Below are 26,910 nucleotides of genomic sequence, written 5' to 3' on the forward strand. Positions count from 1 at the left end.
ATTATAGGGAAAGCAGTAAAAAATCAAGAAAAAACAAGGTGGTATTCATAACTGAACTTGTTCCCGCACAAAGCTGCATCAGAAAATGCTTAATTCATATTTTTCAGACAAAAGGTGGAGCAGTTTTATACCCGCAATGCTGTTCCCTTTTTTATCAAGAGAAGGACCGAAAATTCCGATTCCAAAATGATAGGGCACGATTCCCATAATACCGCCGGACACTCCGCTTTTAGCAGGGATTCCAACTTTTATTGCAAACTCTCCAGAAGCATTGTACATGCCGCATGTCACCATAAACGTTTTGCAGATCCTCGCAATATCTTTGGGTATGATTTGTTTTTCTGTTTGAGGGTGTTTGCCGTCAAGGGCGAAAACTGCCCCGATTTTCGCCAGATCGAGACTGTGCATTTGTACTGCACACTGCTTTGAATATAAATCAATTAAATCCTCTACATCACCATCAACGATGCCGTCTTTTTTCATATAATAACAGAGAGATCTGTTCAGCCAGGCGTTTTCAAATTCAGAAGAAGCGATCTCTGAACAGACTTTAATATCCTGATTGAAGGTTAATTCTTTTGTAAAAGTTAAAAAGCGGGATAGTTTTTCTTCCTTGTCAGACCCCTTAATCATATTTGTAACAGCAAGTGCGCCTGCATTAATCATCGGGTTCAGCGGCCGCTGATTTTCATGAGTTTCAAGCTTGACGATCGAATTAAACGGATCTCCAGTCGGTTCCATGCCCACTTTATCAAATACATAGGATTCCCCGTGATCCATCAGTACTAGAGCAAGCGTCAGCACTTTTGATATGCTTTGCAGGGTAAAGCTTTTTTCAATATCCCCCGCTGACATGCAAGTATTTTCAACATGATAAATCGCAACGGATAAATCACCTTGATCCGCTTCACCCAGTGCAGGAATATAGTCGGCAATCTTGCCTTCCTTCGTCACTTCCCTTGCAATGCTGACAAGCTCAGCCAATTCTTCGCTGGTTTGACATGGCATGGTCTGTTCACCTCTTCATTCAGTATGAGGTGTTAGTTTGCCCAAAAACCGCCACGCCAATGTCCCCCATGACAAATTCACAGAAAGCGCTTATACTTTTAATGAAAGGACGTGCAGCAATGGATTCTATCATTTTGATAAAAGGAAATATTGCCTTTCCAATTACACTGGACCCAGGCGTATGGATATTTGATGACAGAAAAGTCGATCTGACCGTTTATTTTGATGAATTCAAAATAGAACGGAACGAACTGGAAGAGTACACTAAAGCAGTCTCAAAACACTGGGACCAGGAAATCCGCGAAGGAGCAAAGCTCCCAGAAAACAAAAATCATAAGCGAACTGAAAAAGAAAAAATCTTGAATGGAACGTTTGGTATACCGTTTCTTCCATTCCTAAAAAATGCGGAGCCTGCTGACTCAGCACAATATGCTGTATTTAAAACCCGGCAAGGCGACGTAAGAATGCCGCTTGAGGAAGCTTCAGCCCTTATCCTTGGATTCAGCAAGAATGGTAAACCTCTTACTGACGAAGGACCCGTTACTCTCTATTACGGAGATGGCAGGAACCGCGATAATCCTGTAACAAACATAAAAGAAATTATTATTGAGTAAAAAAAGCCGCTGATGACAGCGGCTTTTCCCATCTATCACAATAAATCTGCTGCAAGCTGAGCAAGGCCGGAGCGCTCCCCTTTTACTAATCTGACATGCCCCGCAATATACTGATCCTTAAACTTCTCCACAACATAGGTTAAGCCATTATTGTATTCATCAAGATAAGGATGATCGATTTGCTCAGGATCTCCCATTAGGACAATTTTGCTTTTTTCCCCTACTCTTGTCAAAATCGTTTTTACTTCGTGTTTCGTTAAGTTCTGAGCTTCATCAATGATAATGAACTGCTCAGGAATACTTCTGCCGCGAATATACGTCAGCGCTTCAACTTCTATTGATCCCATGCCTGCTAAAATAGCATCGAGCTCACCAGGTTTTTTCGCATTGAAAAGATATTCTAAATTATCATAAATCGGCTGCATCCACGGTCTTAGTTTTTCCTGTTTTTCACCAGGAAGATAGCCAATATCCTTGCCGACGGGAACGATTGGTCTTGCAACAAGCAATTTTTTGAACGTCCCTAAATCCTCTGTCTGCATCAGACCTGCAGCTAAAGCGAGCAGCGTTTTCCCGGTGCCTGCTTTTCCGATTAATGTGACCAGAGGCATGTCATTTCTGAGAAGCAGCTCCATCGCCATCGTCTGCTGAACATTTCTTGGACGTATTCCCCAAATGTGATCGTGATCAAATACGAGCCTCTTTACCTTTTTTCCTGTTTTATCAACACATCCGATTGCAGAAGCAGATCCGCCTAGCGCATTTTTCATGATGACAAATTGATTAGGGTAGAATGGATGATTTGTCACTTCAGACAAAATCAATTCATTTTTCTCATAAAATCTGTTTAAATCTTCACCGCTTATATACAAATCAAGATAGCCTGTATAGATTCTGTCAATTTCAACTACCCTGTCGCTTAGAAAATCCTCAGCCAGCAGTCCGATCGCATCCGCTTTTACCCTGACCAATGTGTCCTTGCTCACAAGGATGACCGGCCGACCGTTCTCTGTTGTTTCCTCTTCAATTGAAAGATTTTTCGCCACTGCAAGAATACGATTATCGTTTGTTTTTTCTATAAAAATCTCCTGAAGTTCATGAAATGAGCGATGATTCAGCTCAATCCTCAAAAATCCGCCGCTTGGCAAAGGAATTTTTTCATGAAGCTTTCCAATCAGCCGCAGGCTATCAATCAGTTTGGAAACATGTCTTGCATTTCGTCCTATTTCATCCATGTAACGCTTTTTTGAATCGACTTCTTCAAGAACGACTGCCGGAATCACTACTTCATTTTCTTCAAAAGAAAAAATGGAATTCGGATCTTGCAGTAAGACATTCGTATCCAAAACATAGATTTTACTCAACCTTCCGCCTCCTACCCAGTTCAGGTTTTTATAGTGTTTTGCATGTAAAAGTCAGACGAAGATAATCAAGCTGTAATTGAAGCGTTGCTAAAATATATGAATTGGTGCATAAAGATAGAAGATTTATTAGACAATAAAATTAAAAAGCATGGTCAAAAAAGGAGTGATTTCATGCGCAGCTTTGTTTTTTCAGCACTGTTTATTCTGCTCGCGCTATCAGGATGCCAAGCAAATCAGGGTTCACAAGGCGACACACCGGAAGATCACAATGGAAAACCAATTAATGTAAGAAACACAGTAAATGAACCTGTAGAAAAAAAATCAGGCGAACAAATTTCAAAGCGCCTTGTCAACCTTGCAGGACGTGTACCTGGTGTAAATGATGTCAGCGCCGTTGTACTGGGCAAATATGCAGTTGTCGGCATAGATGTAAATTCAAAACTTGACCGCAACAAAGTTGAGTCAATTAAATACGCGGTGGCAGAAAGCATTCAGCATGATCCTTACGGGGCAAATGCTGTCATTATCGCTGATGCGGATACTACAGTCCGTCTGCGCGAAATGGGCAAAGATCTTCAGCAGGGACAGCCGGTTGGAGGCATCCTTGACGAGCTTGCCGCAATCGTCGGCCGCGTCATGCCTGAAATTCCAAGTGATATGCTGAATAATCAAAGAAACAGACCAACAGAGCAAGATAATGACCAGCTGAACAAGAAAGAGCAAAAAGAGCTTGACCGGGAACAGGAAGATCAGTCAGAAAATCATTTAAATCAGAACTGACAGCTTCCGTTCCGTCTAAAATCAGATTGAAAAAAAGCTTAGATTTCCAAATCTAAGCTTTTTTCATTGCTTCTAACACCTGACTGTCAAGCTTTGCTGCTGCTTTTTCATCATATGTTTTTTCATATGCAGGTTCGGCAGATATTTTCGACCCGTAAAACATGACATCACGGACTTCAGATATCTTAATTTCAATTAATGCAAGTTTTAATGGGACACCCTCGAGTTTTTCAATTTTGATATGGGCATGGCCATTTATAGAATATGTAGACTCATTTGCAAGCAGCGTAATAACCGCAGCAGGATGTTTTTTTACGTTTTCAACAATTCTGGACCGATTATCGACAGCCAGGTAAACTCGTTCTAAATCAGGGGCATACACCCATGATACGGCTGATACGTTCGGTGACCCTGTTTCATGATCAAGAGTTGCAAAAACAGCAAATCTTTCTTTTTGGAGATTGTCAAACAAAGGCTGAATCAATTTTGTTTCTACCTTATTAGCCATTTTCTTCCCTCCATTAAAGTTGTATAATGCTATCATACCTTTTTTTTAAATAGCTTACCACAACGAAAAGCGGAACAAAGTTTAAGAAAAGAGCCTTATAAAAAGGTTTATCACCTATTATAAACATTTAACAGCTAATTTTAAAAACAATTTTCAGAAAAAGAATGATGAGGTGTACCATGAGAGTAAAATGTGTTTTATGCGATAAAGTAGAAACCATAAATGACGAAACGCTTCAGGCGAAGAGGCTGAGAAACCGCCCGATTCATACGTATATGTGCAATGAGTGCGATTTAAGAATTGAAAACCGGACAATTGAACGTGCAAATACCGGTAATTTCAGATTGTACAGAGATAAAAAAACAGAGGATAGCTGGTAGTGGTTAAGAGGGGAGCTCTTATTGGCCTGATCAGCGGGACTGTTCTTGGTCTTTTTTTAAAATCTGCTGAATTAGTCAGCGGAGAAAAAGTCTACGTGCTTTTGCTTAACATTGATTTTATTTACAAAGAGCCCCTCCCTGAATTTATTGAATTTGTCCTCCATTTGACTGTAGCTGTCGTAATTGGAGTTCTATATGTTTTCACATTAACCTTTTTTTCTGTCACATCACAGACGAATAGATGGCTGACAGCATTTGTGCTGACTCTGCCTGCTGTTTTATTATATTTCCCTTTAACGATCCTTGCTGTAAGAGAGACTCCGGCTATAGACGACTTTGCAGCACTTACATGGTGGACATCCGGGCACATTCTTTTTGCGGCTGCAATGGCTGCATCAGCTCATATTATGCACAAAAAAACACCTCATTAAGAGGTGTTTTATTTGTAGTTCTGATACTTTTCAGGTTCTGCCTCAATCTGATCAATCATACTGTCGATTAATTCCACCGGAAACCTGAATGATTTTGTCTCGCCATTCAGTGTGAAGCTGACAAGATACATGACATCATCTTTGTGAACGTGAACATCGGCAAGATCATGGTTTTCTTTAAGCAATTCATCAAACAGCCTGAATGTATCAACTGCTGCAGTATCTTCAGGACGGGCATCCGCTACAACTTTAATGGAGAGCCAATTATAAAGCGAGTCCTGGAGAGATCTCATGTTGCAGCATTCCGCTCAGCTTTTTTGGACTGGTGCAGACGAATCTTATAGATGATTAAGATGAGTGCTGCAACAATAAGTCCTTCTGCCACAGGAAGAAATGCACCTAAAAAGGTTAAAACTGTACACCCGAACATTAAGAACAAATAGATAACAATTGCCTTTAAGAGAGGCAGCTTTTTAGCAAACCCCAGCTTAAATACGACAATTGATAATCCGAGAATGACCAAGTATAAAATATTTGCCCCCATTTGAGTATCAGGTTCAGTTGCCGTATAAATGGCATACGCAACCGGCCACATACTTTCGTAAACGTTCATCCCGTGTTCCCCTCCATTGCATGTCTAGGGTTATCTCTTACAGCAAGCCAGCTAATTTTTTCTTCTTAGCTTGTTTTTCGCGCTCATTTTTATCAAGAATTTTCTTTCTTAAACGAATAGAAGTCGGTGTAAGCTCACAGTACTCATCATCGTTCAAGTATTCAAGAGACTCTTCAAGAGACATGATGCGGGGTTTTTTCATTGTGCTTGTTTGGTCTTTATTTGCAGAACGGATATTTGTTTGCTGCTTCATTCTGCAGATGTTGACAACAAGATCATTTTCACGGTTGTGTTCTCCGACGATCATGCCTTCATACACGTCTTTACCAGCATCAAGGAAAATGATTCCGCGGTCTTCAACACCTTGAATACCATAAGTTGTTGATTTTCCGTTTTCCATAGAGATTAACACACCTTGACGGCGTCCTCCAACTTGACCAGGCTGCATTGGCTGGTAGCTGTCAAAGGTATGGTTAATGATCCCGAATCCGCGAGTGATTGACATGAATTCTGTAGAGTAGCCGATTAATCCGCGTGCAGGCACGTTGAAAATTAAACGGACTTGACCGTTGCCGTTGTTGATCATATCAAGCATTTCACCTTTGCGGGCACCGATTGATTCCATAACAGAACCAGTATGCTCCTCAGGAACATCAATTTGAACGCGCTCAACAGGCTCACATCTTACACCATCAATTTCTTTTACGATAACTTCAGGTTTAGATACTTGAAGCTCATAGCCTTCGCGGCGCATGTTCTCGATTAAAATTGAAAGATGAAGCTCTCCGCGGCCTGAAACGATCCATGCATCCGGAGATTCTGTGTTTTCTACGCGCAAACTAACATCAGTCTGCAATTGAGACATTAAACGCTCTTCAATTTTACGTGAAGTCACATATTTTCCTTCACGGCCTGCAAATGGACTGTTGTTTACAACAAATGTCATTTGAAGAGTAGGCTCATCAATGCGAAGGATCGGCAATGCTTCCTGATGCTCAACAGGGCAAACTGTTTCCCCGACGTTGATATCTTCCATTCCGGAAACCGCCACTAGATCTCCCGCTTTTGCGCTTTCAATTTCTACGCGTTTTAAGCCCTGGAAACCGAATAATTTTGTTACACGGAAGTTTTTGAAAGAACCGTCGATTTTCATTAATGAAACCTGCTGTCCTACTTCCATTGTTCCGCGGAATACGCGTCCGATTCCAATACGTCCAACGTAGTCATTGTAATCAAGCAATGCTACCTGGAATTGAAGAGGCTCATCTGTGTTATCAACAGGAGCTGGAATGTGCTCAACAATTGAATCAAACAATGAAACCATGTTCTCTTCCTGATCAGCCGGATCCGGGCTTGTGCTTGCTGTTCCGTTCATAGCTGAAGCAAAGATAACCGGGAACTCAAGCTGCTCTTCTGAGGCATCAAGTTCAATAAATAAATCAAGAACTTCGTCTACTACTTCTTCTGGACGGGCAAAATCACGGTCGATTTTGTTTACAACAACGATTGGCGTTAAGTTTTGCTCAAGCGCTTTTTTAAGAACAAAGCGTGTTTGAGGCATACATCCTTCATAAGCGTCAACAACAAGCAATACGCCGTCAACCATTTTCATGATGCGCTCAACTTCGCCGCCGAAGTCGGCATGTCCTGGTGTATCCATGATGTTGATGCGTGTATCTTTATAATTAATTGCCGTATTTTTTGCTAAGATCGTAATTCCGCGCTCGCGCTCTAAATCATTGGAATCCATCGCTCTTTCAGCAACTTGTTCGTTCGCACGGAACGTACCTGCCTGATGAAGCATTTTGTCGACAAGAGTCGTTTTTCCGTGGTCTACGTGGGCAATAATAGCAATGTTTCGAATATCATTTCGAAGTTTCACATTTTCATCTCCTAAAAAATTAAAATAACCTTATGTATTATACCACAAACTTTTATAGAAAAAAGGAATCATTTTATGTAAACTGATAAATGGGGCAAAAATTGCTGTCCAAACGGTTATGGAAGGGGATGAAAAATCAGATGAAATCTGGAAAATGGATCTTCTTTCTTTTAGCATTCATTGCAGCCGGATCGATGGTTAGCGTCGGCATTGCAGTTGGTGAAAGAAGTATATTAGGCATCGTGATCTCTATTCTTGCCCTTATTGCAGCAATGGGCTTTGGATTTTCAGCAAAAAAGAAAATGCGCGATAAAGGTATTCTTTAATAAAAATCGGAGCTATGTCTCCGATTTTTTTTATTTGTTTAAGAAATTATAAAAGGGAATAGGTTGTGGATAATAAAATAAAGTTATCCACGGCAAGCGGAAGCGCCTAGATCCTCGGTCAGAACGAATCCGCCAATAAAGTCAAACCCGGACTTTTCTGTCGGATTCTTATCTGCCTGTCGGATCTGACCAAGGCGCTTGCGCTTTTGTTCTTATCCGCATAAAAACCCCTTTAAAAGGGGCTATACAGGTTTTACTGAGATTATATACTCTTTTCCATGTGTATCTTTTTCAGATTTAAGCTGTTCAAATCCGCAGATTCCGAGAAATTGCAGCCAGTCAAGCCTGGATGCCGGACAGCCGGCAAAGATTGCTTTGTGCCCATCCTGTTTTAATACAGCGGATATCTGGCCGATTATTTCTTTGCCCATGCCTTGTTTCCGGTGCTGATGATCGATCAGGACCGTTCCAATCCACGGTTTCTCATTAGAGGGAGCCCAATCAAGATGAAACGAGATGCCTATCATTTCATTTGACTTCATCCAGACAAGCCAGTTGCCGTTATACATTTTATAAGATGTCCTATACTCTTCTGCTTCATCTGGTCTGCACTCTTCTTTTTGCCACGTTTCGCTTGAACATATCAGTTCTGCCAAAAAGGGATAGTCCGAATCTTCAAATGGACGGGATTTCAGCATTTACTTGTGCAGATAATCCTTTAGAATGGTCGAATGAATTCCTTTTTTCCCAACGAAAATACTGTTTTGTCCAAGCAGATTTATTTTTTCTCCATCTAAAGTTGTTGCTTTTGCCCCAACTTCTTCAAGTAAAATCAGACCGGCAGCAAAATCCCAGGGTGCGAGTCTGAGCGTAATATACGCGTCAAGCCTGCCAGATGCAACGTAAGCAAATTCAAGTGTTGCCGACCCATATGACCTTGTCCCTCTCACCGCTTTTGCGACAGGAACTAATAAGTTATGATCAAATCGTTTATTTTCCATGACCCATGTTGCATTCAAAGCAATCACAGCCTGGTTTAACGGGACATCCTTAAGTTCAGGAAGTTTATAATCATTCATAAATGCACCATTGCCCCTGACAGCATGGTACAGCTCATCATGTACAACGTCATAGATAAGACCAACTTGTCCAACCCCATCTTCATAAATACCAATTGAGATGGCGAAATTCCTTTGCTGATGAACAAAGTTCATTGTCCCGTCAATCGGGTCCACAATCCAGACGATTCCCTCTAAAGACTGAATGTCGTGGCCAAAACCTTCTTCCCCAAGAATTCGATGCTCTGGATAGGTTTCATTAATTTTTGAAATCAAATATTGCTCGGTTTCTTTATCCATATTGGTAACAAGATCATCCGGATTCGATTTAGACTGGATTTGGAGCACATTCTGAAAGGACTGGCGGATTGTTTCTCCTGCTGTATATATCCATGATTTTGCATCACTTTCGATCTTAGACCAATTTGCCATGTATAAACCTTCTTTCTATGTAGATAAGCTGCTTATATAAATTAAGAATAACGCAAGGAAATTATGGAAAGCAAGCAAAGGGCGCCTCCTGGTCCTCAAAAATTATTTGCTCAGATAAAAACGAACCCTGTAGCGAGGTTCGCTTTGTTTGAAGCATTTAAGCCTGCAGTCTTAGCCATTCTTTTCTTAATCTTTCAAGCTTTCGTTTGCATTCATTCTTCTTTGTTTCATCATTTTCGCTCATGGCGTCATAAAGGGTGGCCAATTCATAATCTAATTCAAGTTTCAGCACCCCAATACGATTATCCGATTCCTTTTGTCCAGTAGTTTTTACAATTTGCTTCATCTTTCTACCGCCCCTTTCAAATATTGTCTATAATAGTTATCCAGCGACTTTTCTTTTAACGAAATTTTCTGATATTTTTATATATGATATGAAACTTGAAAATAGGATGCAACTTGGAACTGAAAATTGTGTATTTACCTATTACTTATTTAATACCACATTCTCAAAGTGTCGAAACGTGCAAGTTTCTTTCGAATATGCGTGCTGGTGTGCTAAAATGTTCGCATGCACTGTGATCAGGAGGTTGGAGAGATGGACTTTAAAGGTTTTACAAATGAAGATTTTGATGTTTTTAAAATAGCCGGATTAGATGAGCGAATGGAAGCTTTAATTCAAATAATTAGACCAAAGCTTGAGCAGTTAGGTGAAAGATTTGCATCTGATCTCTCAGGAATGACCGGGGATGAAATGTATGCACACGTTGCAAAGCATGCCCGCCGTTCAGTTAACCCGCCTAAAGATACATGGGTAGCTTTTGCAAGCAATAAACGCGGATATAAAATGCTGCCCCATTTTCAAATCGGCTTATGGGAAACCCATGCTTTTGCCTGGTTTGCGGTTATTTATGAATCGCCTGTAAAAGACCAGTACGGTGCTGAGCTTGCAAAAAACTGGAGTAAAATGCGATCAGGGATCCCGGATCATTTCGTCTGGTCGGGTGACCATACAAAACCCGATGTATCTGTTCAAAAAAACTTGAGCGAGGATGATTTCAAGAAAATGTTTGAACGCCTTCAAACCGTCAAAAAAGCGGAACTATTATGCGGTATTAAAATTGAGCGCGAGGATGCCGTTAAAATGAACGGAAAAGAATTTACAGATAAAATAGAAGAAACATTCAAAACGCTCCTGCCTCTTTATACTATTGCTCAAAAGGCTGCCGTGTCATAAAATTTCTTCTTTTAATTACACAAAAGGACGGGATAAACCCGTCCTTTTACATTTTGATCTGGTCAGAATCGCTGCTTTCCCTGCTCTTTTTAATCGCGCGGTAGGAAGAATACCCGCTCATTTCTTCAAAATCATCGCAAAGATTTTTCTCTTCTGCTTTGCTCGGGACAATCTCCTTGAATCTCCGGTACGCTTTCATTAAATCTTCCCGGCTGATTCCTTTTTCATATGCTTTTTCAATCGATTGGAAAAATGCAATCACATCAATAATTTCATTTGTGCTCCAATCAGGCTGAATCGGGTATTGATAATCCATTGTTCCTCACCTGCCTTTTCCTGTTGAGTGGTAAGTTAACTCCACTTTTGTCTTATCTCGGAGGCCTCAGTGATCATCCTCGACATAAGCTGTTCGACGCTTGGCACATCGCGGATTAAGCCTGTTACTTGACCGGCCCAGGCAAAACCATTGTCTATCATACCATCATATATGTATCTTTTGTTAGCATGTCCGCTAATATAATCTTTAAGCTCTTCATAATCTGCCTGTTTTTGCTCCATCTCCAATATTTTGGCTGTCCAAGGTCCAGAAAGAGCTCTTGCCGGGGCACCGATACTGCGTTTAATGACAACGGTATCGCGTTCTGAACTGTTTACTAGAGCATGTTTGTATTCCGAATGAGCATGAACACACTCCTTTGTTGCAATAAACCGCGTTCCCATTTCGATACCTTCTGCTCCAAGACTAAGAGCAGCCATAAGACCCCTGCCATCGCCAATCCCTCCTGATGCAATAACAGGAATCGACACAGAATCAACTACTTGCGGAATTAATACGAACGTCCCGGTATCATCTCTCCCCAGGTGGCCTCCTCCTTCTTGTCCAACAACCATGACGGCGTCAGCTCCAAGCTCTTCCGCTTTCTCAGCCTGTCTTCTGGCAGCGACCAGAACAAGTTTTTTTACGTTTACCCCTTTTAATTGATCAAATATAGCGGAAGGATTGCCTCCTGTCATTGAAATCACCGGCACTTTTTCTTCAATTGCCACATCCAGCAAATCTGAGTAGGGTCTGCCGTGCTGACCGACCGCAAAATTCACCCCAAAAGGCTTATTTGTTTTTCTGCGGACTTTTGCAATCTCTTCCCGAAGCAGTTCAGGTTCCCCAAGAGACATGGCAGTTATTTGGCCGAGTCCCCCTGCGTTTGATACAGCAGCTGCCAAATCTGAATAGGCAAGGTATGCGAGTCCGCCCTGAACGATTGGGTATTGAATATTCAATAGCTCAGTCACTCTTGTCTCCCATTTCATAAAAATTCCCCTTTCATTCTTACAATTGAAACAATCCTCATCTACTCACATTCTCTATTTGTGATTTATCTCCTTTAAAGAGAATGAAAAAAGGCAGCAGAAGCTGCCTCAAATCTTCAAGAATTGATTTTTGCTTCCTGATGAAAAAACAGTTTCGAAGGATTGATATAAAGCATCGTCCGGATGTTTTCTTCAGGCATCCCCTGTTTCCGAAGCTCCGGGATAATATTTTCAAATAGGTGGGCAGGATGCCAGTTTTTCATTTTTTCCTGAATCACCTCAGGCAGAACTAACGGCCTTCCCATCCAATGATTAACCGTGTCATGCGACAGCATGATTTGATCTGTATAGCCGAGGGATACTAATTTCAGCAGCGTTTTAATCCGTTCGTCATCATTTGGAGCCCCTGCCATGCCCTGAATGCCAAAGCGGTCTAAGGCAATGAATGCCCCTTTTTCCAAAACTTTCAAGTGATACTCTATATCTGTATTGCCGCACATATGGCCAATCACAATTTTATTAGGATCACAGCCAAGCTCAATCAGTAATTCAACTTGTTCCGGTCCCATTGTCCCTTCTTGTGTATGAGTAAGGATGACCGTGCCTTCCTCTCGCTGGACCCGTGCAGCAGCTTTAAAGAACATTCGCTCATACTCAGTAATCACTCCTTTACTTGAAGCAAGCTTGATAATGCCTGGTTTTATTCCGGTATTCCTGATTCCTTCTGTAATCTCTTTTTTAAACATCTCATAAATTTCTTCTTCAGCTGTACCGAGTCCCTGCCTGAATTTAAAATACGGCGCTGCACCTTCTCCTTCGAAATAAAAACCTGTTGCGCACACAATCTGAAGTCCTGTCCGCTCAGATATTTCCTTTAATAGCTCAGGGTTTCTGCCACATTCGTTCGGTGTTGGATCGACTACTGTGTCAACCCCGAGACTCATGAGCTCCAGCGCAATCGTAATCCCTGTCTCAAGGGCATCCTGTTCATCAAAGCCTCCCAGGGAGTCATCGCCGTGGAAGCCTGGATAGCCAAACACAAAGTGTTCATGTATTAACGTTTTGCCAAGCTGATCCGCTTCTATAGGTCCAGTTACTGTTTCAACAGAATGCTTCATTCTCTCACCCCACCACCTTTTGTTTTTCTTCTTCCTGAAGCTTTCTCCAAAGCAGTTTGCCGCTTGACGTCATTGGCAGGCTATCTCTGAATTCAACATGCCGCGGATATTTATAAGCGGCCATTCTTTCTTTTGACCAGTTCACAATTTCTTCTGCATCTATTTTCCCTTCAAAGTCTTTATTTAAGATAATGAACGCTTTAACGGTTTCACCGCGTCTTTCATCAGGAATCCCGACGACGCATGCCTGCTGCACGGCTGGATGCTGATACAGAACACCTTCAATTTCCGTCGGCCACACTTTAAATCCTGATGCGTTGATCATCCGTTTGACACGGTCCACAATAAAGTAGTACCCCTCCTCATCACGTTTGCCGATATCTCCTGTTCTGAAAAACTTCTTGCCCTGAATAGTAATAAAAGATTTTTCATTATCCTCATCTCGATTAAAATAGCCAAGGAAAATCTGCGGACCGGAAACAACGATCTCGCCTTCCTGCCCAGTTCCTAGCTCAGTCAGATGAACAGGATCGATGACTCTTGCGTCCACATCAAAAGAAGGAATGCCAAGACACTGCAGCTTCGAACGGTCCGGCGGATTGAAATGTGTCTGGGCAATGGTTTCAGACAGTCCATATCCTTCAATAAATTTGAGACCTGTCATTTTATACAGCTTTTCCCCTACAGCAGCAGGCAGAGCTGCCCCCCCTCCTGCTAAGTTCATTAAGGATGACATCTCTTCCTTTACAAGCGCAGGGTTTGCTAAAAAGTCAATCAGCATCGTGCTGATGTTGATCCAGTGTGTCACATTTAGTTCGCGAATGACTTTCCTTGCATATTCCCTGTCCCACCTCGTCATCATCACGACAGTTGCTCCCGAAAGAATCGGGATATGCATGCTGTGCACCATTCCTGTTACATGAAAAAGAGGCAAGGTTGCTAAGCAGATGGCATCAGACGTGGCATTCAGCCAGTGATAGCCCCCAAAGGTATTGGCCTGAACAGTCCGATGTGTATGCATGCATCCTTTTGGCAAGCCGGTTGTGCCGGAAGTATAAGGCAATACAGCCAAATCATCTGCTAGGACTGTCATTTCAGATGGACACCATAATCCCTGCACAGCATCTTTCCAAGGATAATGATCTAAAACTTCTTCAGCACCTCTTTTGACTTCTTCCGGTATATCATCTTCAAACGATTTAGGTGAAAGATAATCAGCGTAAACAGCTATAATGACATTTTTAAGTGTTGTTGAATCAACAGCAGGCTTTACCCGTTCGTACAGCTCACTTCCGATGATGCCTGTCTTCATCTGACAGTCATGAATATAAAACCTCAGCTCCTCAGCCGTATTCATCGGATTAATCGGAACAACAACTGCGCCCGCTCTAAGAATGGCATAATAGCCGATGACAAACTGAGGGGAATTTTGGACGAACAAAAGAACTTTTTCACCGCGCGTAACGGATAATTTCTTTTCCAGGAATCCTGCGAGTGCATCAACTTCGCGCAGAAGCTGCCTGTATGTAATTTCGGCACCATAATAATAAATCGCTGTTTTATCAGGATATCTCCCCGCTGATATTTCAAGATTGTCATAAAGTGTTGTCTCGGGAACTGTTAACGTATAGGGAACTCTTACCGGCCAATGTTCAAAATGTGTTTGAATCAAAATTTCACACCTCTCCATATTTAAGGTAACGCTTACAATTTAATTTCTAACTTTTCTGAAAAATACCTTTTTCTAAATAAAATATTTTTGAAAACCTTGTTCATGATAATGAAAGAGAGTTTCCCGGCACAGCAGCCGGGAAACTCCATATTGTTATTTTTTGATATTTACTAGCTTTCCGTCTTCTACAGCGTATATGGAAGTTTCCCAGTCAAATCCATTGTTTTCGATGCCCGTTAAATGCCAGACCATCTGCTCGTCTTCGAGGTTCTTAATTCCCTCCTCCATGTTTTCCATAATTTTAGCCGGATCGGACACTGTGCCTGCTGCCTGCATGGCCTTTACTGCAACATGCAGAGCCTGATAGTTAAAGGCACTTTCGGCTGTAGGCACGCCATCACTTACTTCTGCATATTTTTCAACAAATGCCGGTCCCCCAGGTGCATCACTTTGTTTAATAGGAAGGGTGCCAATTCCGCCTTCAAGCATTTCATATCCTCCAAGCACGACTTCCATTTCTTCAAATTTTGCCTGATCCATTATCATGATTCCGCCTTTAAAACCAAGCTCCCGCGCCTGCTTAATCAAAAGAGCTGTCGGCTGGGAGGGTCCTCCGACAAAAAGCACATCCGGCTTTTCTTTTAAGGCATTTGTCATGATTGTAAAGAAGTCAGTTTCTTTGCTGAAATCGACAGAGCCGTCAAAGACAATCTCTCCGCCTTTTTTCTCCCAAACCGGTTTAATTGTCGCCGTCCAGTCTTTGCCGTATTGGGTTGCCGTTGGAATTAAAGCGAGCTTTTTCCCAAACCGCTCCATTTGATAATCCGCATATGGTTCCGGATAAGCATCATAAGATGAAGGAATGCTCAAGGTGAGTTTATTGCCCTGCTCCTGTATTTTAGGCTCACTTGTGTAGGCCCCGATAATGAAATTTTCCTGCTGATTAAAGACTTGAGTGGCGAAAACACCTCCGCTGTGCGGAACAAAAACGATTGGAGTTTTGTTTTCCTGCACAAGTCTCCGTGCGTTTGTACCTGTTTCATTCGGGAGATATTTATCATCAAGGGAAACAATTTTCACTTTGTATTTTTTCCCGTCTACTTCAAATCCCTCTTTATTGATCTCATCTGCAGCCATCGTTAAACCTCTTAGCGTATTTTCCCCGTAAAATGCCGCAGGGCCTGATAGAGGACCGCTAAAACCGATATTGACGGTTCCGTCTTTTGAACCTGAGTCTCCCGCAGCAGTTGACGATTCACTTGAATTGCAGGCTGTGAGTCCGAATAAAGAAATAGACAATCCAAGAACAAGACCCATTTTTTTCAGCGATATCACATTGATTCCCCCTATTTTTTCATTTGTTTTCTTTCATGAAACTAAAAAGCTATGATCATGCGCCTATGTAAGCCCGCTTAATCTCTTCGTTATCAAACAGTTCATCCCTTGAGCCTTCCATAACAAGCTGTCCGCTCTCCATGACATATCCCCTTGAAGAAATGGAGAGAGCTGCATGTGCATTTTGTTCCGCGAGCATTATCGTGGTGCCATTTTTATGGATTTCCTGGATGACCTTGAACATCTGGTCAACGATAAGCGGTGCAAGTCCAAGCGACGGTTCGTCCAAAAGGAGAATTTTCGGGTGGGACATGAGCGCCCGGCCAATCGCAAGCATCTGCTGCTGTCCACCGCTTAATGAGCCTGCTGCATCTTTTCTTTTATCAAATAAAATCGGGAAGAGAGCATAAATTTCATCCAGCCTCTGTTTGACCATCTCTTTTTCCTTGCGGTGACTGTAGCTTCCCATTTTCAAGTTTTCGTAAACGGACATTTCCGGGAACAGCTTTCTTCCTTCTGCACACTGGACAATCCCGGACCTGACAAGCTTGTGGGGAGGTTTGTTATGGATTTCTGCTTCATCAAATATGATTTGTCCCCCTGATACTTTATTCAGCCCGGAGATTGTATTGAATAAAGTGCTTTTCCCTGCTCCATTTGCACCAAGGATCGTAACCAGCTCGCCCTGTCCGATCTCCATCGAAACATTTTTAAGCGCCTGATAGCGGCCGTAATAGACATCAATATGTTGCAGCTTCAGCATAGGCATGTCCTCCTAAATAGGCTTCGATGACATTTGGATCCGACTGAATATCCCGCGGCAGACCTTCAGCAATTTTTTTGCCGTGATTCAGTACCATGACTTTATCTGCGAGACTCATGACCATCTTCATCTTGTGTTCGATGAAGCAGACGGTATAGCCGCGGTTTTTCAGCTTGAGTATGAGCTCTGACAACCCATCTGTTTCATCAGGGTTTACACCAGCCGCCGGCTCATCGAGGAGCACGATCTTCGGTTCAGTTGCAAGCGCAAGCGCAATGGCAACCCTTTTTTGCGATTCCTGGGTAATGGAGGATGCTACCTCTCCTGCCAAATGCTCAATGCCGCAGAAAGACAGAGCCTCCATTGCTTTGTCATAACACGCTTTTTGTTCCGCTCTTTCCCTTTTGCTGTTGAAAATGCCGTCAAACAGATGGGCTTTTGTCCGGAGACGGTAGCCGATCAGAACATTGTCAATAACGGTTGAATCCGAAAACAAGTTTGTCGTTTGAAACGTTCTGCCGATTCCGAGCTTTGCCATTTTTGCCGGTTTGGCTTTAGTCACATCATTTCCTTCAAAGTGAATGCTGCCGGACGTAGGTGAATGAAAGCCGCTGATCAAGTTCAGAAATGTGGACTTCCCTGCTCCATTAGGTCCGATAATGGCGGTAATCTTGCCTTGTTCAATTCCAAGGTCAACGTGATTCACAGCCGTTAGACCGCCAAATGATTTCGTCAATTGCTTAATCTCGATCAGCATCAGCCTGCCTCCTTTACTTTCTCTTTTACCGGTGCTGTCCTGCGGCTGGCAAGATATGTTTTCACAGAATGATAACTGCCGACAAGCCCTTTCGGATAAAAAAGCATGATCAGCACAACAATCGGACCGAAAATCAGCATTCTGTACTCTTCTAAAAATTGAAGAGATTGTGTGACCGAAACGATTAAAAATGTTCCCAGAATTGGCCCTGTCATTGTTCCAATCCCTCCGACAAGCAAATACATCAGCATTTCAAACGTCACTGTGATAGCAGATATGTCCGGGCCGAGAAAACGGATAAACCCTGCATAAAGCACGCCGGAGAGCCCAGCAAAAAAGGCAGACAGGACAAATGACAGCAGCTGATTTTTCATAATATTGATGCCGATCGTTTTTGAAAGATCTTCACTCCCGCGAATCGCAAGCAGTGTTCTTCCCAAAAGAGAATCTTTTATTCTTTTCACCACAAAAATCGTTCCAAGCAGGAAAAGCAGAATGAAGTAATATTGAGATTCGATTGTCTCAAACGTGATCGGCCCGATTGGCGACGGAACAGGAATGCCAATAAGACCTCTGACTCCCCCTGTGACCTCATCCCATTTATCAATGGTCAAATAAATAATGAAACCGACACACATCGTGTAAATCGCAAAAAAGTGATGTCTCGTCCTGAGCGCGATTAAACCAATTAAGAAACTCAAGGCTACTGTAACTGCCAGAGCAGCAAGAAAAGCAAGCCAGAAATTCAGCTGATAGGTTGCCGTCAATATCCCGAGGGTATATGCCCCGCAGGCAAAAAAACCGGCGTGTGCAAGTGAGAGCTGCCCTGTAAAACCAGAGATGATATTTAATCCGTAAACCGCAATCGACCAAATCATGACGAGAATGATAATTTGCTTATGATAGTGATTTTGAGACATCAGCGGAAATAAGACGGTGATCAGCAGGATACCAAGCAGCACAAGTTTTTGAACCTTCATGTGCGCGCCCCCTTTGAAAATAATCCTGTTGGTTTAATCGTTAGAATAGCCACTAAGAGAAGAAAGGCTATCATATCTTTATAATCATTTGATAAATAGGTAGCACCAAGGCTTTCTGTTAAACCAAGGAGAAAGCCTCCGACAATCGCCCCTGGTATGCTCCCCATGCCACCGATAATAATAATGACAAAAGCTTTCATAATAACTAGACTCCCCATCGTCGGAAAGACGAGATTAATAGGGGATGCAAGTGTTGCCGCTGCAGAAGCAAGACCTGCTGCAATGGCGAATGTAAGCATGGCAACCATGTTTGCATTTATTCCTACTAAAAACGCCCCTTCCCTGTTTTGCGACATGGCCACAATTGAGGCGCCTGTCATCGTTTTTGTCAGGAAAAAATGAAGAGCAAGCATTAATAGAACCGAAGAAACAACAATCAATATCCGCTGCTGGGTCAGAGTCAAGCCAAAAATCTCCACCACTCCTGAAAAAGGCGTAGGCATTTGTTTATAATCTGTGCCCCATATTAAGTGAGCCAGTGCTTCGAAAAAGAGCATGAGCCCAATGGCGGCCACCATTACTCTCATCGGATTCACATTCCCTAAGAATTTGAATACAAACTGTTCGCACAAAATCCCTAAAACAGCCACAATGAAAATGGACAGAATCATGGCAATCCAATAATTGATGCCGTACTGTGTCATAAACAGCAGGCTTACATAAGCTCCAATTGTATAAAAGGATCCGTGTGCGAAATTAGGGATATGAAGAATGCCAAAAACGAGCGTCAAACCTAAGGCAACCAGACTGTAAACGCTTCCAATTGTGATGCCGTTGAATAATTGCTGAAGTAATAGTTCCATAGCGGGCCCCCTTACTTTTTTTGTATCTGAAAATGAATAAATAGTTGAATACGCTGTGTCCGTAATTAAGAAGTCTGTATAAATATGAAGTGTATTTTTCAGCATATAGGCGGAATTAGTAGAAGAATCTGCAGAATGTTAGAGAATATTATGCGGCCCTTTTCATACCCGGACGGGCCGCATTTTTATAGAGAAAATGAATGAATATCACTCATTTCCTACAAGCGGAAACAAACAAATTCTTAGTTATGCTTAGACATTTCTGCCGGAACTTGAAAGCCGATTCCGCTATTATCATTTAAGGCACTAAAATGAGTTTTCCTTTTGTTTGTCTTCCCTGCAGCAACTGATGGACTTCCTGCGCACTTTCTAAAGGATAGACGCCCCCGATTGTAAGCTTTAACTCCCCGCTTTGAAGATAACCGAGCAGATCTGACAGACTTTGTAAATATAACTCTTTCTTTCTCATAATCTGCGGCAGGAAAAAACCGATGACCGACAGATTTTGTGCCATAAGTGATGACGGATTAAGCCGTGATTGTTCACCGCTCGCCACGCCATAGACAACAAGACGGCCAAACGGCGCCATGCAGGATAGTGTCTTACGGAACACATCACCTCCAGCCATTTCAAGCGCTACATCTACACCTTTTCCTCCTGTCAGCTGCAGCACTTCCTTCTCCCAGCCTTCTTTGGTATAATCCACCGCTTCATCTGCTCCCATTTCTACAGCAAGACTTCTTTTTTCCGGAGTACTAGCGGTTGCAATGACAGTTGACGCGCCAAACAGCTTGGCAAGCTGAACAGCAATTGTCCCTACTCCGCCTGCAGCCGCATGAATCAGAACCGTTTCACCCTGTTCAATCCGCCCCATTGTTTTTAATATGTGATAAGCACTGAGCCCTTGAAGAGGAAGCGATACCGCTTGTTTGACATCCACTCCGGCAGGTACAGGTATTAACCCTCTTTCTTCCGCTACTGTATATTCCGCATAGCCGGTTGCTCTGCTGGAACCAAGGAGCGTGACGACTTTATCGCCTTTTTTAAAGCGGGTAACATTACTGCCGATTTCTTCAACCGTTCCCGCCACCTCTGCACCGGGTACAAACGGAAGAGGTGTATCAATGACATACTGGCCTTCTCTTCTCGCTGTATCTGCATAGTTCACGCCGATTGCTTCTATTTTGATTAAAACTTCCTTTTCTGCAGGCGTTGGGACGTCCATTTCAACCATTTTCAATACTTCAGGACCGCCGTATTCTTCTAATTGAACCGCTCTCATCATCATCACTTCCCCTGAAAGACTGGCTTGCGTTTTTCTTTAAATGCATGAATGCCTTCTTGATGATCTTGTGTCGAAATCATCAGGGTCTGGGCAATCCGTTCCTGCTCCAAAATTTCTTCTAGTGTACTGACCGCAGAAGCATTAATGATTTTTTTCATCATTCCATAAGCCTTTACAGGTCCCTGTGAAAGCTTATGGGCATAGGAAACAGCTTCATCCTTCAGCTGCTCTAACGGAACCACTTTGTTTACAATCCCATACTCCTCTGCCTGAGCTGATGTAATTGGTTCAGCATTGAAGAACAATTGCTTCGCTTTATAAGGACCGATGATGCGCGGAAGGAAATAGAGGCCGCCGCCATCAGAGATCAGTCCCACCTGTGAAAAACTCATCACAAACTTGCTGTCTTCTGCTGCAAGAATTTGGTCGCATGCAAGGGCAAGATTAAAGGCTGCGCCAGCAGCGAATCCGTGTACAGCTGCAATAATCGGCTTGTCGAGGTCCTTGAATGCTTTTATGCATTCGTTCAAGCGTCCGATGTGGTCGTATACTTGCTGCCCGTCTGCTTCACCCATTGTTTTCACGTCACCGCCGGCACTGAAAGATCTGCCTGAACCGCTTAGAACCACAGCTCTTATACTGTCATCTGCTTTTGCCTGATTTACCTCATTTGTTAATGCTAAAATCATTTCTGCGCTGAATGCATTCAGCCTTTCAGGACGGTTCAATGTTAAAAACAGTACATTCCCGCTTTTTTCTACAAGTAAATCGCTCATTAACAATCTCCTCCTTGATTTATGTAATCAGCCAGCCGCCGTCTGCAAGCAGATCGGAACCGGTCATATATGACGCTTCGTGTGAAGCGGCAAATGCAATAATGTTTGCAATTTCTTCAGGTTTACCAACCCGCTTTAATGCGGTATTCCGCTTAATCGCTTCTTGAAATCTCGCGTTCTGAAGACCAGGTTCAGTAAGCGGAGTTTCAATAAAGCCCGGTGATACAGAATTGACTCTGATCCCACTACGTGCAAACTCATAAGCTAAGGCTTTGGTGAAATTAATGACCGCTGCTTTAGCTGAGCTGTAATGAGGTATTTCAGCACCTGCTTTATGTCCTGAAAGCGAAGCAACATTGACAATTGCTCTATTTTCGTTCCTTACATCGCTTCGCTCTGCCATATAGCCCCCCAGTGCTTTTGAGACAAGAAAGACACTTTTTAAATTGACATCCTGAACAAAATCCCATTGTTCTGCAGTTGTTTCCATGATTCTTGAATGCACGGATCCTCCTGCATTGTTTACAAGAATATGCAGGTCTCCAAACTCTTCTTTTACATAAGTCAGCAAAGCACTGATATCCTCTTCCTTTGTCACATCCGCAGAGAATGGATAAGCTGCAGTATCAGCAGTGTTCAGCTGTTCAGCCGCTGCTGTCAGCTTTTCTTCATTTCTGCCGACAAGAATGACTTTTGCTCCTTCTGCAATCAATCGTTTCGCCGTTTCAAATCCAATGCCGCTTCCGGCTCCAGTAACGACAGCCACTTGATGCTTAAATCTCATGCGCACTCTTCCTTTCAGTTGGAACTTGCCTTTATCCGGCGGGAATCAACCAGTTCATTTCCTATCAATACCGGCACTGCGCTGAAACAATCCCGATTGCTGATAAAAGTGATTTCTTCTCTAAATCCATATTCTTCAAGCATCTTCCCAACTCTTGACTGTCCAAGAATCATTGCTGGCTCATGAATGCTGCCTTCGTAAAATAATTTTGCCGTCAAGGCAGAATCACTGAGGTTCCAGCCGTCCTGAGCTGTCAGCTGATGAATTAAATATCCTGCACCATAGAAGTCTTCCAGACTAAACTCTCCGGATGAACCTGAACACACGATGATGATTGTTTCATCTTCATGTGCAGCTAAAAGAGCATCTGCGACGGCCCTGGAATTTAAAAGCGAGCAGGCATAAACTTTTTTAGCCGGGCTGCTCTTATGAACCGCAACCGTTCCGTTAGTAGTGGATAAAATGACTTTTTTGCCGCATGCTGTGTCTTTAAGAGCGGAAGGGTTGGGATCGAGAAATCCTTCAATCGTTCTGCCTTCGTATTCGCCGACCAGAATGTACTCATCATTGGATATCCCAGCTGCACATTTCCTTGCCTGATCCTCATTCAGCACCGGGATAACGGAAACTGCCCCATGATGAATAACGGCTGCAATGGTGGATGTTGCGAGCAATACATCAAAAACAACCGCTATTTTATTCTCCATTTTGACTTCATCAATTTCTTCTTTTCTTGTCACGACATGTATTTTCCCCATAGTCAGTCCTTTTGTGCCAGGCGCAGAGCATGCTGGATCAGTGTTTCTGTAAAAGGCCCAAACCTTGCAAAGCGCTGGTCACTTGTCTGACCTTTTTTATAGCGGTAGTAAATCTGCTGGCAAATGACAGCCAGCTTAAATGTGGCAAATGTCGTGTAATAATGAATATTTGTGACATCTCTTCCGCTTTTTCTCGCATAACTTTCAATAAACTCATCTCTTGAATAGAAGGTCCCATTTGTTGTAATCGACGGCTTGCCCATTCCCTTTTTCAGCGATTCAGGATCCCCCTCCTCCATCCAGTAGCTCATGGCGGCGCCTAAATCTGCAAGCGGATCTCCTATTGTGGTCATTTCCCAGTCAAATAAACCAGTCATTGTTTTCAAGTCTTTTGAAAACAATGAATTATTCAATTTAAAATCATAGTGAATCACAGTCGGTTCCGGGGATGACGGCAGTTTTTCTTCCAGCCATTTTGTCAGCAGTTTCACTTCAGGAATATCATCGGTTTTTGCCCTGTGATAGCGGCCAATCCAGCCGTTCACCTGTCTCTCCATAAAGCCATCAGGCTTGCTCAGCTTTTCAAGCGCTGTTCCTTTATATGTAACGTCATGAAGACTGACAAGCGTATCCACCATCAGCTCAGAAAGGGAGTGGCCGAGCTTCTTTGATGCCTCCATTCCCGCTGGGAGCTCTGTATCCACCAGTACACCGTGCCGTCTTTCCATGACGAAGAACGGACTGCCTGCAATGGACTCGTCGCTGCTGAAAAAATAGGGCTTGGGTGAAAGCGGAAAAAGAGGATGCAAGTCTTTCAAAATGGTATACTCTCTTTCCATATCATGAGCTTTAGGGGCAACTGGACCGAGCGGAGGCCGTCTCAATACCGCTTCCCAATCCCCTATTTTCAAAGCGTACGTTAAATTTGAAGCGCCGGTGCCAAATTGTTCAATTTGGAGGGAACCTCCGGGAATATCATGAATTTCCGTTCTTAAGCAGTTTTCAAGGATCTTTGTATTCAGTTCTTCCCCTGTACGTACTGGAATGATTTGCGACATTGAATCACCTCTTTTGTTTGAAGATTCAGATTTTTATCCCTGCAGCAAACCGCTTCAGCTTCACCCTAAGATGTTCCGGCATGGCTTCTGTCGCCTGAGTCTTAAAATTAAATGTGACAATGACTGCTTCACCTTCGGCAATCAGCCTTCCGGTCTCCTGCTCCGTTATTTCATGAAGAACGGTAAAGCTTTTTGAACCGATTTTCAAAACGGCGGTTTTAATGATCAGATGCTCGTTGAAATAAGCCTGGCCGCGAAAATCACATGTCGCTCTTGCAAGGATAAACGGCCAGTCCCCTGAAGACATAGAGTAGCCCAATGCTTCAAAAAACTGTACTCTTGCATCTTCCAGATAAATAAAGTAACTCGTATTGTTCACATGTCCGAGCGCATCTGTTTCGCAAAACCTTACTCTCACCCGTGCTTCATGCATAGAGCCCACATCCCTTTATTTATGGCTGAAAGCAGGCTTTCTTTTTTCTATAAATGCCTGTACGCCTTCTTTGATATCTTCTGTCTGGAATACTTCTTCAAACAATTCTGCTTCAAGATCGAGTCCTTCTTCAAGTGAGCTGCTGAGTCCCTGATCAACTGCTTTTTTGATTTTGGATAGGGCAGGAAGTGAATGGCGCGTCATACGGCCTGCAAGTTCCAGCGCTTTTTGGATGCCTTCCCCTTTAGGAACGACATAGGATACAAGTCCAATATTTTTGGCTTCCTCTGCATCGATTGGATCACCAGTAAACATGAGTTCTTTTGCCTTTGCATCTCCTACTGTGCGAGGCAGTCTTTGTGTGCCTCCTCCTCCAGGGAACAATCCGAGCTTAATTTCCGGAAGTCCGACCTGAGCATGCTCCTCAGCAATCCTGAGATCGCATGTTAAAGCGAGTTCACAGCCTCCGCCAAAAGTCAGCCCGTTTAAAACGGCGATGGTCGGCTTTGGAAACTGATCAATCCCATTCAGGAATGCATGGCCTTCAAGGAAATTTGCTTTGATTCCTTTTCTGCCGATCAGATCAGGAAACTCTTTAATGTCAGCTCCGGCCATAAACGCCCTGTCTCCAGCACCAGTAAGGATCACGGCAACGGTTTCATTGTCTTCTTTAAGTGCTGCAAAAGCTTCTTTCAGCTCCCTTGTCACCTGCTGGTTCATGACGTTAAGCGGAGGATTATTGATCGTTACGACGGCAATTGCTCCTTTTTTTTCATATGAAACGGCGCGCTCTGTCATTTTTTCACCTCTTCTTTTTGATATGTGTACCAGCCTTTGCCTGTTTTTCGGCCAAGATCACCTTGTCTTACTTTCTGCTCAATGCAAGCGAACGGTTTATCAGCTGGATCTCCTGACTCAGCGTACCGCTGCTGCATGACGTAATATCCAACGTCAATTCCTGATAAGTCCATTAATTCAAACGGGCCGATTGGATGATTTAAGGCTTTGCGGCATATAATATCGATATCTTCATAGCTTGCATAGCCCTCTTCATAAAGGAAAACAGCTTCTCTCTGAAGTGCTCCTAAAATGCGATTGGCAATAAAACCTGAGATTTCTTTCTTCAAAAGCACAGCTGTGCGGTTGATTGTTTTACAAACATCCATTGTTAATTCAGCTGTTTCGTTTGAGGTCTTCTCACTCATGACGACTTCTACACAATCCATGACAAGAGGCGGGAAAAAGAAATGCATGTTCACGACTTTGTCTTCCCGATCTGTTGCAGATGCGATCAGAGAATTCACAATCGTTGAGCTGTTGGAGGCCAAAATAGCATGCGGCTTTGCAAGCAGATCCAGTTTTGCAAAGAGATCCCGTTTCACATCAAGCTTCTCTACTACAGCTTCAATAATGAAATCTGCATGACTTGCTGCTTGCTCAAGTGACGATGTGAATTTCAGTCTTGAAAAAGCAGCCTGCTTCGCTTCTTCTGTCAGTTTAGATTTTTTCACCCATTTATCCATGATGGAATGCAAGGTTGACTCCGCTTTTTCTAAAGCGCTTTCTTGTACATCCTGTAAAATGGTTTCATAGCCTCCAAGCGCAGACAGCATTGCAATTTGATGTCCCATCTGTCCTGCTCCAATGACCGAAATTTGCTGAATATCCTCTTTTTTCATCAGAATCCTCCCCTAACGACTACTAACCAGTCGGTATGTTATAGACAAAGAAATTCCCGGTTCCCCGAAAACCCCTCTATTTATTTAATCCTTCAAGCACCATTTTCAGAAAAATGTCCGATACTTCCCGATCCGATACGCGGCCATTTGGATCAAACCAGAAATAACTCCAGTTCGTCATGCCCAAAATCCCGAATGTGACAATATCCATCGGCAGATCTGAGCGGAATTCGCCTGCAGCAATTCCCGCTTCAAGCACCTGCTGAATCTTCACTCTGAATAGATCCCTTTTTGCAACTACCTCTGCCATATCTTCTTCACTCAAATTTCTCATTTCCCTGAAGAAGACCTTTGCGCTTAATCCCTCTTTTTCAATATCATGAATGAGCATATAAACCATCTCATGCAATTTATCTTTGTACATTTTCTCATCATCCTGGATGATTTCTTCCTGTTTGCGCAGAAGATCGTCAATGTACTTTAAGTGTATGGCCATTAACAGCTCAGTTTTGCTTTTATAGTAATAATAAAACGTGCCTTTTGTGACACTCAGGGCGTCTACAATATCCTGGATTGATGTTTCTTTAAACCCTTTTTCTCCGAATAGCTGAATGCTTTGCTGGATGATTTTTTCTTTCATTATGCCTAATCCTCTCTAGCCTAGATTAAAGAGATTATACCATAAGCCTTATCATGAGATTCATAGTT

General features: G+C 42.8%; 33 protein-coding genes. 6 read left to right on the forward strand and 27 right to left on the reverse strand.

Annotation, left to right across the window (positions count from 1 at the left end; translation table 11 throughout):
• Positions 1-78: 78 nt before the first annotated feature.
• Positions 79-1,008: a glutaminase A gene (glsA, locus tag ABEQ24_RS14105; RefSeq protein ID WP_430007375.1), complete on the reverse strand. Its 930-nt coding sequence runs from the start codon at positions 1,006-1,008 to the stop codon at positions 79-81.
• Between the two features lie 119 nt (positions 1,009-1,127).
• Here glsA and ABEQ24_RS14110 point away from each other — a divergent pair, with 119 nt between their 5' ends.
• On the forward strand, positions 1,128-1,622 hold the full coding sequence (locus ABEQ24_RS14110) for a peptidyl-prolyl cis-trans isomerase (RefSeq protein ID WP_430007376.1): 495 nt from the start codon (positions 1,128-1,130) through the stop codon (positions 1,620-1,622).
• A 35-nt stretch (positions 1,623-1,657) separates the two neighbouring features.
• Here the strand turns inward: ABEQ24_RS14110 and ABEQ24_RS14115 are convergent, their stop codons facing one another.
• Positions 1,658-2,986, reverse strand: coding sequence for a PhoH family protein (locus ABEQ24_RS14115; protein WP_430007377.1), 1,329 nt, complete (start codon positions 2,984-2,986; stop codon positions 1,658-1,660).
• A 171-nt stretch (positions 2,987-3,157) separates the two neighbouring features.
• On the opposite strand from ABEQ24_RS14115, the gene ABEQ24_RS14120 reads away from it, so the two are divergent.
• The gene (locus ABEQ24_RS14120) at positions 3,158-3,766 is read left to right on the forward strand and encodes a YhcN/YlaJ family sporulation lipoprotein (protein ID WP_430007378.1); all 609 of its coding nucleotides are present in this window, start codon (positions 3,158-3,160) and stop codon (positions 3,764-3,766) included.
• 52 nt (positions 3,767-3,818) lie between these two features.
• On the opposite strand, the gene ABEQ24_RS14125 is transcribed toward ABEQ24_RS14120, so the two are convergent.
• Positions 3,819-4,274: a pyridoxamine 5'-phosphate oxidase family protein gene (locus ABEQ24_RS14125; protein ID WP_430007379.1), complete on the reverse strand. Its 456-nt coding sequence runs from the start codon at positions 4,272-4,274 to the stop codon at positions 3,819-3,821.
• Between the two features lie 179 nt (positions 4,275-4,453).
• On the opposite strand from ABEQ24_RS14125, the gene ABEQ24_RS14130 reads away from it, so the two are divergent.
• Positions 4,454-4,654, forward strand: coding sequence for a YlaI family protein (locus ABEQ24_RS14130; protein ID WP_430007380.1), 201 nt, complete (start codon positions 4,454-4,456; stop codon positions 4,652-4,654).
• On the forward strand, positions 4,654-5,085 hold the full coding sequence (locus tag ABEQ24_RS14135; protein WP_430007381.1) for a hypothetical protein: 432 nt from the start codon (positions 4,654-4,656) through the stop codon (positions 5,083-5,085). The genes ABEQ24_RS14130 and ABEQ24_RS14135 overlap by 1 nt, the downstream gene beginning before the upstream one ends.
• Positions 5,086-5,093: 8 nt before the next feature.
• On the opposite strand, the gene ABEQ24_RS14140 is transcribed toward ABEQ24_RS14135, so the two are convergent.
• The 3 genes from ABEQ24_RS14140 to typA are packed head-to-tail and all read right to left on the reverse strand — an operon-like array spanning position 5,094 to position 7,580.
• Positions 5,094-5,378, reverse strand: coding sequence for a hypothetical protein (locus ABEQ24_RS14140; protein ID WP_430007382.1), 285 nt, complete (start codon positions 5,376-5,378; stop codon positions 5,094-5,096).
• Positions 5,375-5,698, reverse strand: coding sequence for a YlaH-like family protein (locus tag ABEQ24_RS14145; RefSeq protein WP_070879027.1), 324 nt, complete (start codon positions 5,696-5,698; stop codon positions 5,375-5,377). The genes ABEQ24_RS14140 and ABEQ24_RS14145 overlap by 4 nt, the downstream gene beginning before the upstream one ends.
• A gap of 37 nt (positions 5,699-5,735) precedes the next feature.
• Positions 5,736-7,580 (reverse strand): translational GTPase TypA, encoded by a 1,845-nt coding sequence (gene typA, locus ABEQ24_RS14150; protein WP_070879026.1) that lies wholly within the window; start codon positions 7,578-7,580, stop codon positions 5,736-5,738.
• A gap of 140 nt (positions 7,581-7,720) precedes the next feature.
• Here typA and ABEQ24_RS14155 point away from each other — a divergent pair, with 140 nt between their 5' ends.
• Positions 7,721-7,906, forward strand: coding sequence for a YlaF family protein (locus ABEQ24_RS14155; RefSeq protein ID WP_430007383.1), 186 nt, complete (start codon positions 7,721-7,723; stop codon positions 7,904-7,906).
• Between the two features lie 242 nt (positions 7,907-8,148).
• On the opposite strand, the gene ABEQ24_RS14160 is transcribed toward ABEQ24_RS14155, so the two are convergent.
• From ABEQ24_RS14160 to ABEQ24_RS14170, 3 genes are all read right to left on the reverse strand, one after another.
• Positions 8,149-8,562, reverse strand: coding sequence for a GNAT family N-acetyltransferase (locus tag ABEQ24_RS14160; RefSeq protein WP_430007384.1), 414 nt, complete (start codon positions 8,560-8,562; stop codon positions 8,149-8,151).
• A gap of 42 nt (positions 8,563-8,604) precedes the next feature.
• Positions 8,605-9,396: an inositol monophosphatase family protein gene (locus ABEQ24_RS14165; RefSeq protein WP_430007385.1), complete on the reverse strand. Its 792-nt coding sequence runs from the start codon at positions 9,394-9,396 to the stop codon at positions 8,605-8,607.
• 157 nt (positions 9,397-9,553) lie between these two features.
• Positions 9,554-9,742 carry a hypothetical protein gene (locus ABEQ24_RS14170; RefSeq protein WP_070879022.1) on the reverse strand — a complete coding sequence of 63 codons (189 nt, stop codon included), beginning with the start codon at positions 9,740-9,742 and terminating at the stop codon, positions 9,554-9,556.
• A 252-nt stretch (positions 9,743-9,994) separates the two neighbouring features.
• On the opposite strand from ABEQ24_RS14170, the gene ABEQ24_RS14175 reads away from it, so the two are divergent.
• Entirely contained in the window at positions 9,995-10,633 is a 639-nt protein-coding gene (locus ABEQ24_RS14175; RefSeq protein ID WP_430007386.1) for a YktB family protein, read from the forward strand.
• 46 nt (positions 10,634-10,679) lie between these two features.
• Here ABEQ24_RS14175 and ABEQ24_RS14180 read toward each other — a convergent pair whose 3' ends face one another.
• The 18 genes from ABEQ24_RS14180 to ABEQ24_RS14265 form a co-directional block, all read right to left on the reverse strand.
• Positions 10,680-10,949, reverse strand: a complete 270-nt coding sequence (locus ABEQ24_RS14180; protein WP_430007387.1) for a UPF0223 family protein — start codon at positions 10,947-10,949, stop codon at positions 10,680-10,682.
• A gap of 35 nt (positions 10,950-10,984) precedes the next feature.
• Positions 10,985-11,941 carry an NAD(P)H-dependent flavin oxidoreductase gene (locus tag ABEQ24_RS14185; protein ID WP_430007388.1) on the reverse strand — a complete coding sequence of 319 codons (957 nt, stop codon included), beginning with the start codon at positions 11,939-11,941 and terminating at the stop codon, positions 10,985-10,987.
• A gap of 116 nt (positions 11,942-12,057) precedes the next feature.
• On the reverse strand, positions 12,058-13,059 hold the full coding sequence (locus ABEQ24_RS14190) for a phosphotriesterase family protein (RefSeq protein WP_430007389.1): 1,002 nt from the start codon (positions 13,057-13,059) through the stop codon (positions 12,058-12,060).
• A 4-nt stretch (positions 13,060-13,063) separates the two neighbouring features.
• Positions 13,064-14,731, reverse strand: coding sequence for a long-chain-fatty-acid--CoA ligase (locus tag ABEQ24_RS14195; RefSeq protein WP_430007390.1), 1,668 nt, complete (start codon positions 14,729-14,731; stop codon positions 13,064-13,066).
• 153 nt (positions 14,732-14,884) lie between these two features.
• Positions 14,885-16,048, reverse strand: coding sequence for an ABC transporter substrate-binding protein (locus ABEQ24_RS14200; RefSeq protein WP_430007441.1), 1,164 nt, complete (start codon positions 16,046-16,048; stop codon positions 14,885-14,887).
• A 73-nt stretch (positions 16,049-16,121) separates the two neighbouring features.
• Entirely contained in the window at positions 16,122-16,829 is a 708-nt protein-coding gene (locus ABEQ24_RS14205) for an ABC transporter ATP-binding protein (RefSeq protein WP_430007391.1), read from the reverse strand.
• Positions 16,807-17,586: an ABC transporter ATP-binding protein gene (locus ABEQ24_RS14210; RefSeq protein ID WP_430007392.1), complete on the reverse strand. Its 780-nt coding sequence runs from the start codon at positions 17,584-17,586 to the stop codon at positions 16,807-16,809. The genes ABEQ24_RS14205 and ABEQ24_RS14210 overlap by 23 nt, the downstream gene beginning before the upstream one ends.
• On the reverse strand, positions 17,586-18,566 hold the full coding sequence (locus tag ABEQ24_RS14215) for a branched-chain amino acid ABC transporter permease (protein WP_430007393.1): 981 nt from the start codon (positions 18,564-18,566) through the stop codon (positions 17,586-17,588). Before ABEQ24_RS14215 ends, ABEQ24_RS14210 begins: the two co-directional genes overlap by 1 nt.
• Positions 18,563-19,429, reverse strand: a complete 867-nt coding sequence (locus ABEQ24_RS14220; protein ID WP_430007394.1) for a branched-chain amino acid ABC transporter permease — start codon at positions 19,427-19,429, stop codon at positions 18,563-18,565. Before ABEQ24_RS14220 ends, ABEQ24_RS14215 begins: the two co-directional genes overlap by 4 nt.
• A 298-nt stretch (positions 19,430-19,727) precedes the next feature.
• The gene (locus tag ABEQ24_RS14225) at positions 19,728-20,711 is read right to left on the reverse strand and encodes a quinone oxidoreductase family protein (RefSeq protein WP_430007442.1); all 984 of its coding nucleotides are present in this window, start codon (positions 20,709-20,711) and stop codon (positions 19,728-19,730) included.
• Positions 20,712-20,716: 5 nt separating this feature from the next.
• Entirely contained in the window at positions 20,717-21,496 is a 780-nt protein-coding gene (locus ABEQ24_RS14230; protein WP_430007395.1) for an enoyl-CoA hydratase/isomerase family protein, read from the reverse strand.
• Positions 21,497-21,509: 13 nt separating this feature from the next.
• On the reverse strand, positions 21,510-22,274 hold the full coding sequence (locus ABEQ24_RS14235; protein ID WP_430007396.1) for an SDR family NAD(P)-dependent oxidoreductase: 765 nt from the start codon (positions 22,272-22,274) through the stop codon (positions 21,510-21,512).
• 14 nt (positions 22,275-22,288) lie between these two features.
• A complete protein-coding gene (locus tag ABEQ24_RS14240) occupies positions 22,289-23,032 on the reverse strand; it encodes a 2-phosphosulfolactate phosphatase (RefSeq protein ID WP_430007397.1) in 744 nt (247 codons plus the stop codon).
• 2 nt (positions 23,033-23,034) lie between these two features.
• Positions 23,035-24,090 (reverse strand): phosphotransferase family protein, encoded by a 1,056-nt coding sequence (locus tag ABEQ24_RS14245; RefSeq protein ID WP_430007398.1) that lies wholly within the window; start codon positions 24,088-24,090, stop codon positions 23,035-23,037.
• A gap of 25 nt (positions 24,091-24,115) precedes the next feature.
• Positions 24,116-24,523: an acyl-CoA thioesterase gene (locus tag ABEQ24_RS14250; protein ID WP_430007399.1), complete on the reverse strand. Its 408-nt coding sequence runs from the start codon at positions 24,521-24,523 to the stop codon at positions 24,116-24,118.
• 15 nt (positions 24,524-24,538) lie between these two features.
• Positions 24,539-25,321 (reverse strand): enoyl-CoA hydratase, encoded by a 783-nt coding sequence (locus ABEQ24_RS14255; protein WP_430007400.1) that lies wholly within the window; start codon positions 25,319-25,321, stop codon positions 24,539-24,541.
• Positions 25,318-26,202, reverse strand: a complete 885-nt coding sequence (locus tag ABEQ24_RS14260) for a 3-hydroxyacyl-CoA dehydrogenase family protein (RefSeq protein WP_430007401.1) — start codon at positions 26,200-26,202, stop codon at positions 25,318-25,320. The genes ABEQ24_RS14255 and ABEQ24_RS14260 overlap by 4 nt, the downstream gene beginning before the upstream one ends.
• 76 nt (positions 26,203-26,278) lie before the next feature.
• Positions 26,279-26,842 carry a TetR/AcrR family transcriptional regulator gene (locus ABEQ24_RS14265; protein ID WP_430007402.1) on the reverse strand — a complete coding sequence of 188 codons (564 nt, stop codon included), beginning with the start codon at positions 26,840-26,842 and terminating at the stop codon, positions 26,279-26,281.
• Positions 26,843-26,910: the final 68 nt, after the last annotated feature.

The organism is Metabacillus idriensis, assembly GCF_050483325.1.
In the GTDB taxonomy this organism is placed as follows: Bacteria; Bacillota; Bacilli; order Bacillales; family Bacillaceae; genus Bacillus_P; species Bacillus_P idriensis_A.

Bases quoted from the DNA above. Each gene is read 5' to 3' on its own strand.
- ABEQ24_RS14235 (WP_430007396.1), bottom strand. From the start codon at position 22,274: ATGAGATTTAAGCATCAAGTGGCTGTCGTTACTGGAGCCGGAAGCGGC.
- ABEQ24_RS14245 (WP_430007398.1), bottom strand. From the start codon at position 24,090: ATGTCGCAAATCATTCCAGTACGTACAGGGGAAGAACTGAATACAAAG.
- ABEQ24_RS14155 (WP_430007383.1), top strand. From the start codon at position 7,721: ATGAAATCTGGAAAATGGATCTTCTTTCTTTTAGCATTCATTGCAGCC.
- ABEQ24_RS14225 (WP_430007442.1), bottom strand. From the start codon at position 20,711: ATGAGAGCGGTTCAATTAGAAGAATACGGCGGTCCTGAAGTATTGAAA.
- ABEQ24_RS14205 (WP_430007391.1), bottom strand. From the start codon at position 16,829: ATGCTGAAGCTGCAACATATTGATGTCTATTACGGCCGCTATCAGGCG.
- ABEQ24_RS14140 (WP_430007382.1), bottom strand. From the start codon at position 5,378: ATGAGATCTCTCCAGGACTCGCTTTATAATTGGCTCTCCATTAAAGTT.
- ABEQ24_RS14240 (WP_430007397.1), bottom strand. From the start codon at position 23,032: ATGGGGAAAATACATGTCGTGACAAGAAAAGAAGAAATTGATGAAGTC.
- ABEQ24_RS14250 (WP_430007399.1), bottom strand. From the start codon at position 24,523: ATGCATGAAGCACGGGTGAGAGTAAGGTTTTGCGAAACAGATGCGCTC.
- ABEQ24_RS14175 (WP_430007386.1), top strand. From the start codon at position 9,995: ATGGACTTTAAAGGTTTTACAAATGAAGATTTTGATGTTTTTAAAATA.
- ABEQ24_RS14180 (WP_430007387.1), bottom strand. From the start codon at position 10,949: ATGGATTATCAATACCCGATTCAGCCTGATTGGAGCACAAATGAAATT.
- ABEQ24_RS14145 (WP_070879027.1), bottom strand. From the start codon at position 5,698: ATGAACGTTTACGAAAGTATGTGGCCGGTTGCGTATGCCATTTATACG.
- ABEQ24_RS14110 (WP_430007376.1), top strand. From the start codon at position 1,128: ATGGATTCTATCATTTTGATAAAAGGAAATATTGCCTTTCCAATTACA.
- ABEQ24_RS14185 (WP_430007388.1), bottom strand. From the start codon at position 11,941: ATGAAATGGGAGACAAGAGTGACTGAGCTATTGAATATTCAATACCCA.
- ABEQ24_RS14260 (WP_430007401.1), bottom strand. From the start codon at position 26,202: ATGAAAAAAGAGGATATTCAGCAAATTTCGGTCATTGGAGCAGGACAG.
- ABEQ24_RS14165 (WP_430007385.1), bottom strand. From the start codon at position 9,396: ATGGCAAATTGGTCTAAGATCGAAAGTGATGCAAAATCATGGATATAT.
- ABEQ24_RS14130 (WP_430007380.1), top strand. From the start codon at position 4,454: ATGAGAGTAAAATGTGTTTTATGCGATAAAGTAGAAACCATAAATGAC.
- ABEQ24_RS14210 (WP_430007392.1), bottom strand. From the start codon at position 17,586: ATGCTGATCGAGATTAAGCAATTGACGAAATCATTTGGCGGTCTAACG.
- ABEQ24_RS14255 (WP_430007400.1), bottom strand. From the start codon at position 25,321: ATGACAGAGCGCGCCGTTTCATATGAAAAAAAAGGAGCAATTGCCGTC.
- glsA (WP_430007375.1), bottom strand. From the start codon at position 1,008: ATGCCATGTCAAACCAGCGAAGAATTGGCTGAGCTTGTCAGCATTGCA.
- ABEQ24_RS14220 (WP_430007394.1), bottom strand. From the start codon at position 19,429: ATGGAACTATTACTTCAGCAATTATTCAACGGCATCACAATTGGAAGC.
- ABEQ24_RS14190 (WP_430007389.1), bottom strand. From the start codon at position 13,059: ATGAAGCATTCTGTTGAAACAGTAACTGGACCTATAGAAGCGGATCAG.
- ABEQ24_RS14215 (WP_430007393.1), bottom strand. From the start codon at position 18,566: ATGAAGGTTCAAAAACTTGTGCTGCTTGGTATCCTGCTGATCACCGTC.
- ABEQ24_RS14200 (WP_430007441.1), bottom strand. From the start codon at position 16,048: ATGGGTCTTGTTCTTGGATTGTCTATTTCTTTATTCGGACTCACAGCC.
- ABEQ24_RS14125 (WP_430007379.1), bottom strand. From the start codon at position 4,274: ATGGCTAATAAGGTAGAAACAAAATTGATTCAGCCTTTGTTTGACAAT.
- ABEQ24_RS14170 (WP_070879022.1), bottom strand. From the start codon at position 9,742: ATGAAGCAAATTGTAAAAACTACTGGACAAAAGGAATCGGATAATCGT.
- ABEQ24_RS14120 (WP_430007378.1), top strand. From the start codon at position 3,158: ATGCGCAGCTTTGTTTTTTCAGCACTGTTTATTCTGCTCGCGCTATCA.
- ABEQ24_RS14265 (WP_430007402.1), bottom strand. From the start codon at position 26,842: ATGAAAGAAAAAATCATCCAGCAAAGCATTCAGCTATTCGGAGAAAAA.